A 17,544-nucleotide genomic window follows, 5' to 3' on the forward strand; every position below is an offset into this window, starting at 1 on the left:
TGTCAAGGAGGTTCTGGTGACGGACACGGTGAGCCGCCGGGAACGGGCGGCCGGGACCGAGGCGGCGTTGAAGCAGGCGGCCCGGGAGGTGTTCGCCGAGCGCGGATACCTGAACACGAAGATCACCGACATCACCGCGGCCGCGGGCCGGGCGACGGGATCGTTCTACAACCACTTCGCGAGCAAGGAGGAGCTGCTCGAGGCGCTCCTCACCGACATGCTCGCGGCGGCCGATGAGGCGGTGTTCGACGACGCCGGGCACGACCCGGACTTCAGCAAGATCTCGTCGATCCGCTGGCACGTCGCGGCGTTCTGGCGGTTCTACCGCGAGCACCTGCCGGAGATGGTCGCGGTGAAGCAGGCCTCGATGGTGGATCCCGCGCTGGGCCGCAGGTTGCAGCGGATCATGGCCGACGACGACGCGCACATGATCGAGCACTTCGCCCACCTGCCAAACCCGCCGGCCGATCCGCTGGTCGAGCTCTCGGCCATGACAGCCCTGATGGAGGGCTTCGCCTACACCTGGCTGGTCGTCAACCCCTCCGACGGCCGCACCATCTCAGACGAAACCGCGATCGACACCCTCACCAACCTCCTCCACCACGGCCTGACCGGCGGGAAGTAGGAGTACGTCGTACGGCGGAAGTCGGCAACGGCTTTAGTACGGCGGAATCCGGCAGGATCAGGTGCGACGGGCCGGTGGATATTGCTATTCCTCCGGCGGGGGCGGCTCCTCCGCACCTTCGCGTTCATCGCGCTCGGCCCATTCCAGCAGGGTGTCGAGGGTGTAGACGTTGTCGTCGATGGTTTCGTGCAGGTCGCCGAGCTCGGCGAACCTGGCCGGCACCGTCTGGATCGTGAACGCCTTCGGATCCACGTCGTCGATCTCGTCCCACCGGATCGGCGTCGAGACGGTCCCCTCAGGATTCCCGCGGACCGAGTACGCACTCGCGATCGTGTGATCCCGGGCGTTCTGGTTGTAGTCGACGAACAACTTCTTCGGATCGCGATCCTTGCGCCACCACGTCGTCGTCACGTCATCCGGTGCCCGCCGCTCGACCTCTCGCGCGAACGCCAAGGCAGCCCGTCGTACGTCGGAAAACCCGTACTCCGGCTTGACCCGCACATACACGTGGATCCCCGACCCGCCAGACGTCTTCGGATACCCCACAGCCCCGAGCTCGTCCAGCACTTCATGTACGACGTGCGCGACCCGGCGGACCCGATCGAACGGGCACTCCGGCATCGGGTCCAGGTCGATCCGCCACTCGTCCGGCTTCTCGGTGTCGGCGCGGCGGGAGTTCCACGGGTGGAACTCGACCGTCGACATCTGCACCGCCCAGGCGACGTGCGCGATCTCGGTGACGCACAGCTCGTCCGCCGTACGGTTGTAGCGCGGGAACTTCACCCGCACGGTCTCCATCCACGGCGGTGCGCCATGCGGCAGCCGCTTCTGATGCACCTTCTCCCCGGAAACCCCCTCCGGGAATCGGTGCAGCATGCACGGCCGCTCTCGCAGCGCCCGCACGATCCCGTCGCCGACGGACAGGTAGTACTTGACCAGATCCAGCTTGGTCTCGCCGCGCGCGGGGAAGTACACCCGGTCCGGATTGGAGATCCGCACCGTGCGCTCACCCACCTCCAGCTCGATCGCCGGAGTCTTAGCCTTCCCCGCCTTGGACTCAGCCATGACCTCAACCTAGCCGCCGACGGGGACAACCGGCAGCAGCTAAGCCAGCCGGGTCAGCCAGCCGCGGTGGTCGGGGATGCGGCCGTACTGCAGGTCCAGGAGGGTGGAGCGGATGGACTTGGTGACCGGGCCGACGCCGTAGTCGACGGAGTGATCGCCGATGGTCAGGTCGCCGTCGGGCCAGGCCAGCCGGCCGATCGGGGTGATCACGGCGGCGGTGCCGGAGGCGAACACCTCGGTGATCTCGCCGCTGCGGACGCCGTCCTTCCACTCGTCCGCGGAGACCTGCCGTTCCTCGACCGAGTGACCGAGGTCAGCGGCGAGCTCGAGCACGGAGGCCCGGGTGACGCCCTCGAGGATCGAACCGGACAGCTCAGGCGTGACGATGCGCCCGTCGGCGTACACGAAGAACATATTCATGCTGCCGATCTCCTCGAGCCACTTGTGCTCGACCGCATCGACGAAGGCGACCTGCTCGCAGTTGTTGGCGACGGCTTCGGCCAGACCGGCGAGGCTGGCCGCGTAGTTCCCGCCGCACTTGGCCGCACCGGTTCCACCCGGCGTCGCGCGGATGGTCGAGGTCGTCAGCCAGATCGACACGGGCTTGGGACCGGTGTCGAAGTACGGACCCGCAGGGGAGGCGATGACGCCGAACAGCACCTCACGGGCCGGTCGCACGCTCAGCGCCGCCTCGGTGGCGATCATGTACGGCCGGAGGTACAGACTGGTCTCGCCACTGTCAGCGGAAGGCACCCATGGCTCGTCGACCGTCACCAGCGCCCGCAGCGCCGCGACGAACGCGTCCTCAGGCACCTGCGGCAGCGCGAGCCGCGCAGCGCTCGCGCTGAACCGTGCGGCGTTCCGATCGGGCCGGAATGCCCACACCGACCCGTCCGCGTGCCGGTACGCCTTCAGCCCTTCGAAGATCTCTTGCGAGTAGTGCAGTACGGCGGCCGCCGGGCTCACCTGGAGTGGTGCGTACCCAGTCACCTTCTGGTCGTGCCAACCACGGTCTGCCGTCCAGTTGGCCACCACCATGTGGTCCGTGAACTCCTGACCGAACGCAGGCTTGGCCAACACAGCCGTCCGAGCCTCCGCAGTGGCCGGATCGCTGCGCAGCTCAACCGCAAATTCCCACACGTCTGTCACTGCCGTTTCACTACTCACTCCCGGCACGTTACCCCTGTCTCCGGAGTGAGCTCGACCCAGTGCCCACACTCCGGCTGTCCAGGTACGGCGTACGTCGAAGGAGCTCCTGCAGAGTCGCCGCCATCCCGGGCTGCCGAGTGCGTACGGCGCTCAGCACCCGGGCGGCGTCGTCGTACAAGTAATAGGTGTGCCACTCATCCGGCAGCTCGACCAGCACCCGCAGGGCCTGTGCGACACCCGCCGCGACCTCTCCGTCGACCACGAGGCACTCTGCCAGCCCCATCTGCAGCCGGGCCCGCTCACCGAGCCAGTCCTCGGGACACAGCTCGATCGCCCGAGCCAACAGCACACACCCGGCAGCGCCGTACCCGAGACTCGCGCACACCCGCCCCTCAGCGCCGTGCACCTGGTACGGCGCCCAGTCGTCCAGCGGACCGCACGACGTACTTGCCGTGGGCAACTCATCCGCTACACCGATCAACTCCTGCAGCGCCCGATGAGCCTCTCCCTGTCGCGACAGCTCCGCCAGCACGCACGCTCGGGCAGCGTGCGCCTGCACCACGGCCCCGCCACTCGCGACCGCTTCGTCGGCCAGCTCGAGAAGTTGGACCGGCGATCGCCGCTCAGCCAGCCCGCTGATCGCCTCCAGAGCCCGCACCGAGCTCTGCACAGCGGACTCCGCCGAGCTGTCCGCGGCAGCCCGGGCCGCCTGCCACCAACGCCTTGCGGTGGTCGGCTGCCCCAGAGCGGTCAAGGTCTGTGCGGTGAGCACGCTCAGCTGCGCTGCAACGACCGCGGACTGGGCGGACGCCATGCGGAGATCTGTGATGAGCTCCGGCAGCAGGCGAGCCGGCGGAACGCTCCGGAAGTCTCCGAGCGCAGCAGACGCAGCCGTGCCACCAAATGCCGCGACGAACCCATGCCAGGCCGCCTCCAACGGATCAGCCGGGCGGAGTGCCTCGAACGGAGCACCCGGCCGCAAGACCTCCGACGGATCACCTGGCGCGGAGGCAGCGGGCGTCGCCCGGCGCCGCTGTGCGAAGGTGCCGGCCAGCTCGTTGCCGGTGCCGAGCTCACGGTCGCAGAGCCGGGCCAGCTCGGCAGAGCCCGGTCGTTGACCGCGCTCCACCTGCGACAAGTAGCTGTGGTCGTAGCCGACCCGCGTAGCAAGTTGCCGCAGACTCAAGCCGACCGCTTGCCTGCACTCCCTCAACTGCGCCCCAAACGCCGCCTCAGCCACAGGATCACCCCCGCTCACTAGTACTGCGGTGCGTGCCGGAGACAGTACAAGGCCTCGCCGACAAAACCCGCGTTCCAACAGCTCAGAAGCGTCTGTGGGGGTGTGGGCTGTTCACACAGCCCACAGACCACACCTGTTGTGGGCAGCACCTGCTGAGCAAGGCTTCAGAGGTGAACACGATGCAGCGGCAGGCGCGACTCTTCCGGTTGGTACGCCACACCGATGCATCCGGCGTGCGCGGGACCGGCACACTTGCCGAGGGCGTGGAGTGGTCCGACGGCACTGTCGCAGTCCGGTGGCGCGGCCGCTGGCCGAGCACGACAACCTGGGACGGCGGCATCGACTCACTGCTAGCCGTCCACGGCGCAGGCGGCCGCACCCAGGTCCACTGGCTACTCCCCACCATCACCACCACCGAACCGCCCCCAAGCAATGAAGAGCGCATGAACACCGTGTGGCTACCTGCACCAGGCATCGACGGCCTGTGCTCCCGCTGCGGTCAACTCTGGCCCTGCCTCAGCTGCGGTCCATAGACAAACGACCGTTTGGCCTTCCTCGTAAGGCTTCCCTTGATTTGCAACAACCTGCAACGGGCTTGCGCCGGTGCGTGTTGGAAGGATAAAAATCTTCCTGTCTTCACCGGTGTTGCTCGGGGCGCGCCGGATCTCCGCCCAGCTTTGGAGTGTCAATGCGCCGCGCCCGCCCACTGGTGACGTTCCGCCCTGCCCAACTGGTGCGCCTGGGTCTGCCTGCGGCAATGGTTGCGGCGACACTGGTGGCGGTGACCGGCTCGGCCGGCACCGCAGAGCTGTCCGCCGAACCACGCCCGATCCAGGCGAGCTTCCGCCCCGGCACCGCGACCGGACCCGAGTACGACGCGAAGTCCGTCCTGGTGAAGTTCAAGCCGAAGGCGACCGGCTGGGCCCGCAAGGCTGCCCTGGCCAAGGCCGGCGGTACGGCCAGCGGCCCGGTCGCCGACGACGTCGTCACGGTGAGCAGCAACGGGAAGGCCACCGACCTGCTGAAGAAGGTCAAGGCCGACCCCGCAGTCGAGCTCGCCTCCCTCAACTACATCCGGCGGAAGTCCGCCACGCCGAACGACCTCTACTACACCAACTACCAGAAGTACCTGCCGACCGTGCGGATGAACCAGGCCTGGGACCTGAGCAAGTCGGCCGGCAACCAGGTCGTCGCCGTACTGGACACCGGTGTCGACACCGGTCATCCGGACCTGGCCGGGCACCTGCTGCCGGGGTACAACACCTTCAACACCGCCTTGGCGCCCATCGACGGCGACGGCCATGGCACGGCCGTCGCGGGCATCATCGCGGCTGGGACCGGCAACGGCATCGGGGTCGCCGGCGTGGCCTGGAACGCGAAGATCCGGCCTGTGAAGGTGCTCGACGACAACGGCTACGGTTCCGACGGCAAACTGATCATGGGCATCAACTGGGCGGTCAAGTACGGCGCTCGGGTGATCAACCTGTCGCTCGACGCCAGTAGGCCCAACCCGCTCCTGCACGAGGCGATCCAGAACGCGGTCGCGAAGGGCGTGCTGGTGGTCGCGGCCGCGGGCAACACCGGAGACGGTGAGTTCCCGCAGTACCCGGCGGCGTATCCGGAGGTGCTGTCGGTCGGCGCCGTCAACCGGAACGGCGTGCTGACCTCGTTCAGCACATGGAACAGCACCGTCGACATTGCGGCCCCGGGCTACGACCTCGCCAGCACGGCGCCCCGGGCGCAGACCCCAGTGGGGTACCAGCCGTACTTCGTCGGCCTGTCGGGCACGTCTTTCGCGTCCCCGATCGTCGCCGGAGTCGCCGCATTGGTCCGGAACAAGTGGCCGTCGCTCACACCGGCCCAGGTGATAGCCCGGCTGAAGGCCACCGCCCGCGACGCCGGCCCGCGCGGCACCGACCCGTACTACGGCGCCGGCATCCTCGACGCGTACTACGCCCTCGGCGGCACGTGGGCCCCGGACTTCGCTCCGGGCAGCGCCGACACTGACGACCAGCCGGCCCGCGCGACCGCGATCGACATCAGCCGATCAGCGTCCGGAAACATCGGCACGGAGGGCGACGTCGACTGGTACAAGGTGACGACCTCAACCCCGAGCAGCGTGTGCATCGACGTCGCCGGACCGCTGTACGACTCGGAGCAGTACGCACAGAACTTCGGACCGGTGCTGTCGGTGTACAACCCCGCCCTCAAGCCGCTGGGACGCAAGGAGTCCCCCCGCCCGTCGGTGGACGGCAACGGCATGGAGCAGCCGGCGCGGCTGGGCGTTGGCTTCGCTGTCGATCTGCCGGCCGGCACGTCCTACTTCACGGTCCGCAACTACAACGGATCGCGCGACAGTCGCAGCTACAACTTTGAGATCTACTACTGCACCGCGAATGACGTCGGCGGCGCCATGAATGCCTACCCTGTCCTGGACGCGCTGCCTGCGGATCAGTCGGGCGGAGCGCCGGTGGACACGAAGCCATCAGTCACGTTCGCACAGGCAGTCTTGGCAGAGACCGTCACACCCGCCACGGTGTGGGTGGAGAACGTCAAGACCGGTTCCAAGGCCGGAGCCACGGTTGCGTACGACGAGACGACCCGGAAGGCGACCATCACGCCGACCACGCCGCTGCTCGACAACACGCCGTACAGGATCGTCGTCGGCCCCGTTGAGGATGCCAACAGCAATTACCTGGTCCCGTTCAGCAGTTTGTTCACGACGGCCGATCTGGCGCCGACGAAGCCGGAGTTCGCTGCGAGTGGTGCTTATCTGGCGGCGAACCTGAGCTGGAAGTTACCGGTGATGTCGGATCTGGATCAGGTGATCGTGCGGCGGAACGCCGGGAGCACGGTGCCGACGTTGACCACGGGCACGCTGGTGTACGCAGGTACTGCGTCTGCGATCAAGAACACCGGGCTCGCGCAGAACACGACGTACACGTACGCGGCCTGGGTGAAGGACCGTAGCGGCAAGGTTTCCCCGGTGGCGATCAAGCAGTTGCTCGGGATGAAGTCCGGGATCGCGACGACCTCGACGCTGATCACCTATGGCGGGTCGGTCACGATCAAGGGCAGCACGCTGCGGATCGACAACAAGGCGTACGCCGGTCTGCCGGTCAACGTGTATGTGCGGCCGAAGAACGTGTCCACCTTCAAGCTGCTCGCAGCACTGAAGACGTCCTCGACCGGCACGCTGTCGATCGCCCACAAGCCGGCGGTGTCGTCGGTCTACATGCTGACCTTTCCCGGTAATACCGACCTGATGGGGACACGGTCCGCCGACATCACCGTGCAGGTCACGCCGACGATCTCGGCGGCGCTGGCTCCGTCGGCGATCCGGCTCGGCGGAACCACGAAATTCTCCGGGTACGTCGCCCCGGCCCACTACGGCAAGCCGGTCTACCTGCAGCAGTACTCGAACAAGACCTGGACGTCGATCGCCTCGGTGAAGCTGAGCAGCTCGGGCGCGTACGCGTTCGGGATCAAGCCGAGCATTCGTGGCCAGATCGCTTACCGGGTCTGGTTCCCGGCCGACGCCGATCACGCCCAAGCGTTCACCCCGAACAAGATCCTCACCATCAATTGAGCAGTATCTGACGCGCCCGTTCCCCGCCGAATTCTTCCGCCCACTTCTGGAGTGTCGATGCGCCGCGCCGCCCGCACGCTGCTGACGTCTGCCCTTGTCCTGTCCCTCCCCACGTCCGTAGCGGTGCCTGCAGCCGCGCTGGCGCATCCACCGCAGGTTGTGCAAGCCGCCGTACCGCAGGTGAAGAACGCTGTGACGGGTCCGCTCGCGCCGCCGGCACCTGCTCGGCTGGGCAAGGTCTCGTCGGCCGCGGTGGAGGCCGGCGGAAAGCCTGCTCGCGTTCGCGAGCAGGACTGGAAGCGGACCGAGTCGTCGAAGAGCTACGTGATGTCCGACGGGACGACGCAGACCGTGTTGTCGGCGGAGCCGGTGCACTTCAAGGATTCCAAGGGCAAGTGGCAGGACATCGACACGAAGGTCACCGCCGGCGCGGGCGAGGACTCGTTCGAGAACGCCAAGAACTCCTTCCGGTCGCGGTTCGGGAAGTCGAGCGACCGGCTGCTGACCTTTGAGGCCGATGGAGCGTCGATCAGTCTGGGTGCGGCCGGTGAAAGGCGGAAGCTGACGCCGACGGTGAAGGGCTCTTCGGTGGGCTTCGCTGATGTGTTCGGTACGGCGGATGTGCGCTACTACGTGTCCCGCACCGGCGTGAAGGAGGACGTTGTCCTCACGACGGCTGCCGATGTGGCGAGTGAGTACACGTTCGAGCTGCACACCAGCGGCCTCACTGCGAAGGCGCAGCCTGACGGGTCGATCGGGTTCTTCAAGAAGACCGACGACAAGCTGCCGAAGTATGTGATCCCGGCGCCGAACATGTCCGACTCCTCGGCGCAGAACCGGCTCGGTCAGCCCGGTTATTCGGAGAAGATCACGCAGACGATCACCCAGCAGGGCGGAAAGTCGCTGCTCACCTTGAAGCCGGATCTGGCCTGGCTGAAGGCGAAGGAGCGCGTCTTCCCGGTCGTGATCGACCCGACGATCGTCGTCGTACCCGATCCGGCCGCGGCCCAGGACACGTCGATCTCCGAGGCGAGCCCTGCTGCCACGTACGGCACACATCCGTCGGTCCTGGTCGGGGATGACGCCAGCCGCAACACCTGGCGCGGCCTGCTCAAGTTCGACACGTCGATGATCCCCGCCGGTACGGCGATTCGTTCGGCCGACCTGAACCTGCACTACGGCGCGTCGTTCGGCTCGGATGCCACCACGGTGCCGTTTGCCGCGGTGAAGGCCACCAAGGCCTGGTCCGAGGCGACCGCGACCTGGTCGTCGATGAACACGTCGTTCAACGGGACCTACGCCACCAACAGGGTCGTGGTGGACGACCAGGACCTCACGTCGACGTCGTACGAGGGTCTGTGGAAGGACCAGGCCAACACGAGCGCGGTCGGCGGCCGGTTGTCGTACGCGCCGCACGGTATCAACGGCACCCCGCCGGATTCGTTCACCTGGGATGCGCGGGTGCCGAGCGCCGGCGACTACCTGGTCGAAGGGTTCTATTTCCAGGCGGACTATCGCGGCAAGCCGGCAGTCGCCATCACCGGTGACACGGGCACGCTCAACACCCAGTGGGATCAGACGGTCGGTGCGGCGGCGGGGGCGTGGTACTCGTTGGGCACGGTGCACACCGCGCAGGACAAGACCGCACGAGTGAAGATGACGCGCCAGGCGGGTTCGACGGCGACTACCCCGATCGCGGATGCGATTCGCTGGACGGAATACTCGACTCAGACGAAGCTCCCGGGCCAGCGCGACCTGTCGCACTCGTTCGCCCTCGGCACCTACGTGCAGTCGTGGGTGAACACCCCGGCGGAGAACTTCGGGGTGATGCTCAAGGCCGTCGACGAGACCGCCAGCGGCCCTATCGGCGGCCTGTACTACAGCGCGAGCGAGGACACGTACGGCGGTGAGACCGCTGCTCGCCCCAACCTGGTCGTCACCTACGGCGAGCCCGGCGTCACCCTCGAGGCACCGTCGACGATCAATGCAGACGGCCCTGAGCTCAAGTGGAACAAGTACGTCGACCCGACCACGAGCGAGAACGACAACCTGGTCGAGTACCAGATCTTCCGTGGCTGCCGAACGTTGCCTGCGGGACGCTGCACTGACCCGGTCGGCGAGTACTTCGACGGCAGCGATCCGGAGAATCCGAAGCTCGTCGGCACCGTGCCGTCCGACGTGACGTCGTGGACCGATCAGTCGGCGGATCCGTCGACGGCGACTGAGCCGGCGACGTACAACTACTGGGTTGTGGCGCGCACAGTCGGCGACGGTGCGCAGAACGGCCGCGCGGCCTCGAACGTGCAGACCGTGACGACGCCACGCGAGGGCCGAATCATGCGGTCGTTCTCGGGCGACATCTCCGACACGACGCTGAGCGCGTTGCACCCGGACCTCGTGGTTTCCCGTCCCGACGACAGCGGCGGCACGACCACCCGCTACTGGCTGCAGGTCGGAAACAACCATCCGACGTACGGCGACGAGCGCGCGGTGTTCGCGTTCGACACCAGGGCGATCAAGCAGGGAACCAAGGTCACCGACGCCCGGGTGGAGTTGTACTCCAACTATGGATCCGGCAGCGGCCAGGCCGACTTCGACCTGCACGCGCTGACCCGGAACTTCGTCGAGGGGCAGGCAACCTGGAACCAGGCCGACGCCACGATCGACTGGACCACACCTGGCGGTGACTACGAGTCGACGCAGCTGGGCTCCGTTTCTCCCACCGATGACCCGCAGCGGCTGACGTTCGCTTCGACCGGTCTGACCGCGAAGGTCCAGGCATGGGTTGCCAACCCCGGCGACAATCACGGTTTCGTGCTGAAAACGCGCGACGAGCCGGCCAGTCAGCAACTGCTCAGCATCACCAACAGTGAGTCCCCGGACAGCCTGTTCCGCCCGCGCCTCTGGGTCGAGTCTCTGCTGAAGAACGACGCCCAGACCTACGAGGCCGAGGAGATCCCAGAGCGGTTCGTGCCGGGCACCACCATCAAAACACCAGTCATCGTGACGAACACGTCCAACACGACCTGGCCCGCAGGTCTGCAGCTGTCGTACCGCTGGACCGAGCCGGGCAGCACGACGGACATCACGGTATCCGGCGACCGCAACTTCGTCGCACTCGACAAAGCGCTGGCACCGGGGGAGGCAGTGCCGCTCACGCTTCCGATCCGCACTCCGATCAATTCCGACACAGGGACGAAGCGCTTGGCGTACGACCTGTACCTGGACCTGTGGACCGGGTCGGACTGGTTCTCCAAGACGAATCCGCCGTCGTCCAACACCACCCGGCCGACCCAAGGCTGTGCCGTCGTCACCACTGGGTTCCTGTGTGTGGACCGGTACGTCGAGGATCCGACGTCCAACCAGTTGGGTCTGGAGAAGTTCCTGTCGTACACCGGCGAGGAGACCGGCGCAGGTTCGCAGTTCCTGACCAACCTGTACAGCGGCAACGCAGTGTGGTCGTACGACGCGATGTCCAACCCGTCGATCGGACCGTCGGCATTCGTCCGGCTGGCCTACAACAGCATGGACGTCACTGACGCAGGCGCCGGCTTCGGCTTCTCCGTGCAGCCGGGAACGCTGACGAGGCTGGGCAGCAGGCTTTCGGTGCCGAGCGGAGGCAGCGTCAACAACCTGATGACGTTTGTCGACGGAGACGGTACGACGCACACGTACAAGCTGGCGACCGAGTCGGCCAGTCTCCTGACCTACACGCGACCGGCGGGCGTGTCACTCGACTTGAAGCGTGATCTCACCGCCGACGCGGCTCATCAGTGGGTGTTCAGCCGACCCGATGGCACCCGGTTCTACTTCAACCAGGACACCGGTCGGCAGACCTCGGTCGTTGACCGCAACGGCAACACCCTGTCGTTCAACTACGACACCAACGGCCGACTGACGTCCGTCACCGACGCGTCCGCACGGATCGTGCTGACGCTGGGATACGACAGCGCCGGACTCGTCTGGATCCGGGACCTGTCCGGCCGGGCGCTGAAGTTCAGCTACAACGGGTCGCACCAGCTGACCAAGCTCGAGGACGGCGGCTCGTTCGACCCGGCGACGCAGACGTTCGGGGCGGGTGCGCCGGTGAAGAGCTTCCTGCTCGGCTACACCGACACGTCGACCAACGGCAACGCGAAGCTGAATTCGATCAAGGATCCCCGGAACGCCGAGACCAAGGTCCAGTACTACACGTCGACCGAGAACTCGACGTACACCCTGTGGCCTAAGAACTACACCGACCGTCGCGGCAACAACACGACCTTCTCGTACGCCGACCCGGACGGATCCGTCGCCAAGGACATCGTCGCCACGGTCACCGATGTCAACGGGAGTACGCCGTCGGTGACGACGTACCGGATGGACGGCTACGGCCGCACGACCAGCATCCTGGATGCGAACCAGAACGCATCGGGTGGTACCAAGTCCACGCTGCTGGCGTGGGACAGCGACCACAACGTCATCCGGCTCCAGGAGCCCAACGGTGCCGTCTCGACGTGGGAGTACAGCCCAGTTACTGGATATCCGCTCAAGGTCCGCGACGCGATGGCCGTCAAGAACGGGCTGCCCGGCGTCGTGCTGACCTACGAAACCCTGACCACTGGTGCGCGCCCGACCGTGCTCAAGTCCAAGACCAGCGCAGCCGGTCGCACGGACACGTTCACGTACGACGCGAACGGCAACGTCAAGACCGTCAAGAACGGTCGCGGTTACGGCCCGACGTACAACTACAACCCGAATGGGACGCTGGCGACGGCCACCGACGCCCGCAGCAACGTGACCCAGTACCAGACCTACGACGCCAACGGCTATCCGAGGAAGATCATTGATCCGCTGCTGGCGGAGACGGACTTCCAGTACGACGACCGGGGCAACGTCATCCGGGTCGAGGACGACTTCCCGCGGGTCACCACGGCAGAGTACGACGCGTTCGGCCGCCCGAAGGCGATCACGACGCCGTACAACGGCACCGAGACGCGTACCAAGGCGACGGAGTACGACCTCAACGACAACGTCACCAAGGAGACCGCGCCGAACGGTGCGGTCACGTCGTACACCTTCGATGCCGCCGACAACGTCCTGACCAAGACCCTGCCGGACAACAACACCACCGGCCGCCAGATCGCCTACACCTACGACGCGCTGGGCCGCCCTCTCATCGAGACCGCGCCGAAGGGCGTCGCCTCGACCGCCACGCCTGACGACTTCGTGACGAGGTACAGCTATGACCGCGTCGGTCAGGTGCTCAAGGTGGAGACGCCGTTCGTCGACACCGACGGCTCGACGAAGACGCCGACGACGACATTCGAGTACGACCTGGTCGGCAACCAGATCACCGAGATTGACCCGAACAAGAATGCGACTCCGGCCACTGACTACACCGCCAAGATGGTGTACGACCTCAACCACAGGGTCACGGCGGTCATCGACGCGGCCGGGTACACCAGCAAGAAGGAGTACGACGCTGACGGCTTGGTGACGGCTGAGATCACCGCGGTGGGTCACAGGAAGTGGACCGAGTACGACGAAGCCGGTCAGCCGATCGCGATCCACGTCCCGCACACCCCGATCGGGGCGCATCAGGAGGATCGGGTCACCAGGCTGACGTACGACGAGGCCGGCAACGTCAACCGTCAGACGCAGCCGAGCGGCCTGTACTCCGAGACCGTCTACGACAAGAACAACCGGCCGGTCCAGAAGAAGAGCCCGTTCAACGCCGCGGACGCGATCTACAAGACGCCGTCCAGTACGTTCATCCAGTACTTCTCAACCGGCGAGATCAAGGCGCAGTCCGAGCCGACGTTCGGTAGCTCGGGCACGCAGTGGACGAACTTCACCTACTACGAGTCCGGCGACATCAAGACCACCACGGACCCGTGGCAGATCAACACGAACTACGACTACAACCAGCTCGGGCAGCAGACGAATCGCACCATGACCGTGCCGGGCGATGACGCCAAGCGCACGCAGTCGTGGGGCTTCTACCCCGATGGCGCGATGCAGTCGCGCTCTGACACCGCTGCCCAGCAGCCGGTCGACGTGATGGATAACGCCGACGTCTGGCAGACGGCTCTCACTGGTACCTGGGCGACAGTCACGGGCGGTACCAACACACAGGGCGCCAACTACCGGACCCATGGCGCGGCTGCGGTGGGTACGCCGGAGGCTAATGACAGCTTCAGTTGGCGGGTGATGCCTGATGTTGCTGGCTCGTTCGATGTCTACGCGAGCTGCCCGGTCCGGACCGACTCGACGACTGCTGCGACGTACACGATCAACCACTCCACCGGCGCGGCGACCAAGACGGTCGACCAGAAGGCATGTACTGCGGCCAACCCGTGGATCAACCTGGGCAACTACAGCTTCCCGGGTGGTGTCGCGAAAACCGTCGTACTGAAGCCTGCGACGTCGGGTGTGGTCGTCGCCGATGCTGTGAAGCTGGTGTCGACCAACCCGGTGGAGTCGCGTTCGTTCACCTACAGCTACGACGCCAATGGTCAGCAGACGGAGGTCAAGGACAACAACCCGAATGCGTTGGCCGACACGTTCAAGGTGACCACCGATGGTTTGGCGCGTACGACGCAGGTGCAGGAGCTGAAGAGTGGGGCGGAGAAGAGCAAGACCGACTACACCTATGACCTGAACTCGAACCCGTTGTCGACGTACGCCCAGCGTATTGCTGATGGCACCAATCCGGGTGTGTCGCGGTACACGGCGTACACGTGGGATGTCCGGAACCTGGTCGATACGGTGAAGGCGGGTGCGACGCCGACGTCGTCCTTGGACACGTGGCAGTACACCTACGATCCGCGGGGTCTGCGGTCGACGGTGACGAAGCCGAACAGCAACATCACGACACAGACGTACCACGAGGACGGTCTGCTGCGGACGCTGGTGGAGAAGAGTCCCAACAACGGCAACCAGATCGTGTCGTCGCATTCGCTGAGGTACAACGCTGACGGCGACCGCTCCCAGGATGTGGAGAGGATCGATCGCCCGAATTCGACCGACACGATCGACCAGGTATCGGCCTACGTCTACACGCCGTCGCGGAAGCTGCAACGGATCACGAAGACCGGTGTGGAGAAGGGCGACAACGAGTACTACGAGTACGACGCTGCCGGCAACGTCACGTTGCAGACGATCGGTGCGACGACGTCGACGATGACCTACGACCGGAACCGCCTGGTCAAGACCGTGTCGGGCGCGACCACGATGAACCACCGCTATGACCTCTTCGGTCGCTCGACGACGACGGATGTCGGTGCGCAGGTGGTGGAGCAGAACGCCTACGACGGCTACGACCGCTTGGTCCGCCAGCAGAAGTTCGACTCCGCCGGCACGGCGTTGCTCACCCGGAACCAGACCTATGACCCGTTCGACCGGGTTACGTTCCAGTCTGAGAAGGTCGGCACCGCCCAGTCGATCAGCACCCGCTACACCTTCGTCGGCCTCGCCGACCAGGTCGCGATCGAAGAACAAAAGGACACCACCGGGGTCTGGAAGGTCTCCAAGTCCTACGCCTACGGCGCCGCCGGCGAAAACCTCTCCCTCGTCGACACCCCGGTCAACACCTCCACGACGAAGAAGTCGTACTACGGCGTCAACCCCCACGGTGACGTGGAGACGTTGACCGACGCGACCACCGGCCAGGCGACGTCGACGTACCGCTACACCGCCTACGGCCAAACCGACAAAACCGGCACCACCGGCGACGACGCCATCACCGGCAACGCCAACCAGGACGCCGACGTCGTCAACCCGTACCGCTTCAACAGCAAGCGTTTCGACGGCGCCACCGGCACCTACGACATGGGCTTCCGCGAATACAACCCCGGCCTCAACCGGTTCCTCAGTCGCGACATGTACAACGGCGCACTGAAGGACATGGCGCTGGGATTCGACCCGTGGAACACCAACCGCTACGCCTTCGCCGGCGGCAACCCCATCACCGGCATCGAACTCGACGGCCACTACGCCATCCTCGAGAACGGGGACAAGGCCCGTTACTGGGATGTGTGGACCGAACGGCACGAGACCGCCGTTGACGCGACCGCCGACCAAATCCGGTTGGAGCGTCCCGAGCGGGGAGTAGTTACGACCTCTCGGACGGACAACTCGATCCCGGGTGGGTCGTTTGCAAATCCCGGTGATAAGAACGGATACGCAGATGTGGTGCAGGTTGGCCCGGCAAGGTCCGATGGTCGCCCGCGTGATGTGTGGATCTGGGAGGTCAAGCATGGCGGGGGTGACGCCGAGGCTGACGGGAAGGCGCAGGTCGACAACTACATCACGTATCTTCAGAAGAAGCTCGGTAGCGGATACAGGGTGCAAGCCGGATACAAACTGGCTCCGCGACAAAGAGTTAATAGATCGAATCCGAAGGAGCTGATCACCGTCGAGTCCAAGATTGAGGAGCCCGGAGTGGAACTGTATGACTACGGCAGCGACGATCCCTACTCGGTGAAGCTGCGGGGCGTCAGGAACTCGACGTTCAGTAAGCAGGAGGAGGATGAACCACGGTCGTTGCCGACACTCGATCCTAAGACGACCGGTCAGACGGCCGGCGGCATACTGGCGGTTCTGGGGTTCGTGGGGTACGCGCTGTGGAAGGGAACACCGGCGGGGATGGCGCAGGGATGACTGGTGGGATGTCGGCGGCGGACGAGGCGACCCGGTTGAGGTCGGCGCGTGGGTTTCGCGTGGAGCTGGACTATCTGCTGCCGGGTGGTTCTGCCGAGGTGGGGCCGCGGGTGGTGGACTGGTTCACGGCGGCGGTGGAGCGGCTTGCGGGTGAGTTTATGGCCGCGCTGCCGGCAGGAGGTTTGCCGTCGAAGGGGTTGCGTGATCCGGCGGGTGGACCGTTTGGGCCGGTTGGCTCGCGGTGGTGTTCGTTGTTGGTGATCGGCCAGGGCGAGCGGCGGTTGTCGAAGTCGCTGCGTGCCTGGTCGCCGAAGAACTGGGAACGGTTCTTGGCGCAGGCGGCGGATGTGTCTGTTGAGATGTCGGCGAAGTTCTCGACCTTGAACAGGTTCGGTCATGCTGGGACTCCGAGTCTGACGATTTCGGCCTACCGGCAACGTCCTCCGGAAGCGCGGCAGTGGCTGCGGCTGGACGCTACCTACGCTGTGGGCACGTTGGGGGAGACCGCTCCGATTCCGGACGAGGTGCCTGAGGCATGGCGGGAGTTTCTGCTCGCGCAGGCCGAGCGATGGCCGGCGGTGTTTGGATTCCTTGCCGATGACGCGATCGATGCCGGGACGCGCACGCCGCTCGAGGCTATGAGAGCGAGTTTCCCGGACGAAACGCTGCCGCTGTCCGACTCCCAGGTCCGGGGCTATTCGTGGGTGACGGTCACGTCGGCCGGCGTTCTGCAGCGGTTGGGTGGTATCGAGGCGGTCCGCAGGAGTGGAGCGTTTGCGAGCGCGATCGAGTTGCCGTCAGGCGGGGCCGTGGTGCAGGCGACGCCGCGGTTGTCGGAGTACGAGGGTGAGGCGGTCCGCAAGGTGTTCGAGGCTTTGGCGCCGGTGCTGCCCGCAGACGCGCCTTGGCCAGACGACTTCAACCGGTTCAAGCTGATCTACGAGGCCCCACGCCGCTAGCCCTTCCCTGTTGGTCTGCACATTCGACCTGATGCGCGATCTGATCGTCGCGTCGATGCGATGCTGGCATAGCTGGGAAGGGATGCGGGGACCAGGTGCGGGCTGGTGCGTCAGCAGAAGTTCGATGCGGCCCGCACGCCGACGTTGACGCGGCCCACCGACCACGAGTTCCAACGCGCTGACCAACTCGACCAAGGCGACCAACTACTCACCCCCAGCGGCCAACTCGTACGCGTCATCGGCATCCGGCCCCGGCTCCCAGCACGTCGCCGCC

8 protein-coding genes are annotated in these 17,544 nt (G+C 65.9%); 5 read left to right on the forward strand and 3 right to left on the reverse strand.

Annotated features, from left to right (window positions below):
- Positions 1-16: 16 nt before the first annotated feature.
- Entirely contained in the window at positions 17-625 is a 609-nt protein-coding gene (locus V9K99_RS34900; protein ID WP_337009533.1) for a TetR/AcrR family transcriptional regulator, read from the forward strand.
- A gap of 84 nt (positions 626-709) precedes the next feature.
- On the opposite strand, the gene ligD is transcribed toward V9K99_RS34900, so the two are convergent.
- The 3 genes from ligD to V9K99_RS34915 are packed head-to-tail and all read right to left on the reverse strand — an operon-like array spanning position 710 to position 4,097.
- Positions 710-1,690, reverse strand: coding sequence for a non-homologous end-joining DNA ligase (gene ligD / locus V9K99_RS34905; RefSeq protein ID WP_337009535.1), 981 nt, complete (start codon positions 1,688-1,690; stop codon positions 710-712).
- Positions 1,691-1,729: 39 nt separating this feature from the next.
- Entirely contained in the window at positions 1,730-2,857 is a 1,128-nt protein-coding gene (locus V9K99_RS34910) for a branched-chain amino acid aminotransferase (RefSeq protein ID WP_337009537.1), read from the reverse strand.
- Between the two features lie 10 nt (positions 2,858-2,867).
- Complete coding sequence (locus V9K99_RS34915) at positions 2,868-4,097, reverse strand: helix-turn-helix domain-containing protein (RefSeq protein WP_337009539.1); 1,230 nt, start codon at positions 4,095-4,097, stop codon at positions 2,868-2,870.
- Between the two features lie 152 nt (positions 4,098-4,249).
- Between V9K99_RS34915 and V9K99_RS34920 the strand changes: the two genes are divergently transcribed.
- The 4 genes from V9K99_RS34920 (at position 4,250) to V9K99_RS34935 (ending at position 17,270) form a co-directional block, all read left to right on the forward strand.
- Positions 4,250-4,612, forward strand: coding sequence for a hypothetical protein (locus V9K99_RS34920; protein WP_442914762.1), 363 nt, complete (start codon positions 4,250-4,252; stop codon positions 4,610-4,612).
- Between the two features lie 155 nt (positions 4,613-4,767).
- Positions 4,768-7,668 (forward strand): S8 family serine peptidase, encoded by a 2,901-nt coding sequence (locus tag V9K99_RS34925; RefSeq protein WP_337009540.1) that lies wholly within the window; start codon positions 4,768-4,770, stop codon positions 7,666-7,668.
- Positions 7,669-7,725: 57 nt separating this feature from the next.
- The gene (locus V9K99_RS34930) at positions 7,726-16,311 is read left to right on the forward strand and encodes a DNRLRE domain-containing protein (RefSeq protein WP_337009541.1); all 8,586 of its coding nucleotides are present in this window, start codon (positions 7,726-7,728) and stop codon (positions 16,309-16,311) included.
- On the forward strand, positions 16,308-17,270 hold the full coding sequence (locus tag V9K99_RS34935) for a hypothetical protein (RefSeq protein WP_337009542.1): 963 nt from the start codon (positions 16,308-16,310) through the stop codon (positions 17,268-17,270). The genes V9K99_RS34930 and V9K99_RS34935 overlap by 4 nt, the downstream gene beginning before the upstream one ends.
- Positions 17,271-17,544 lie beyond the last annotated feature (274 nt).

This window comes from Kribbella sp. CCNWLW201, assembly GCF_037203805.1.
Classification (GTDB): domain Bacteria; phylum Actinomycetota; class Actinomycetes; order Propionibacteriales; family Kribbellaceae; genus Kribbella.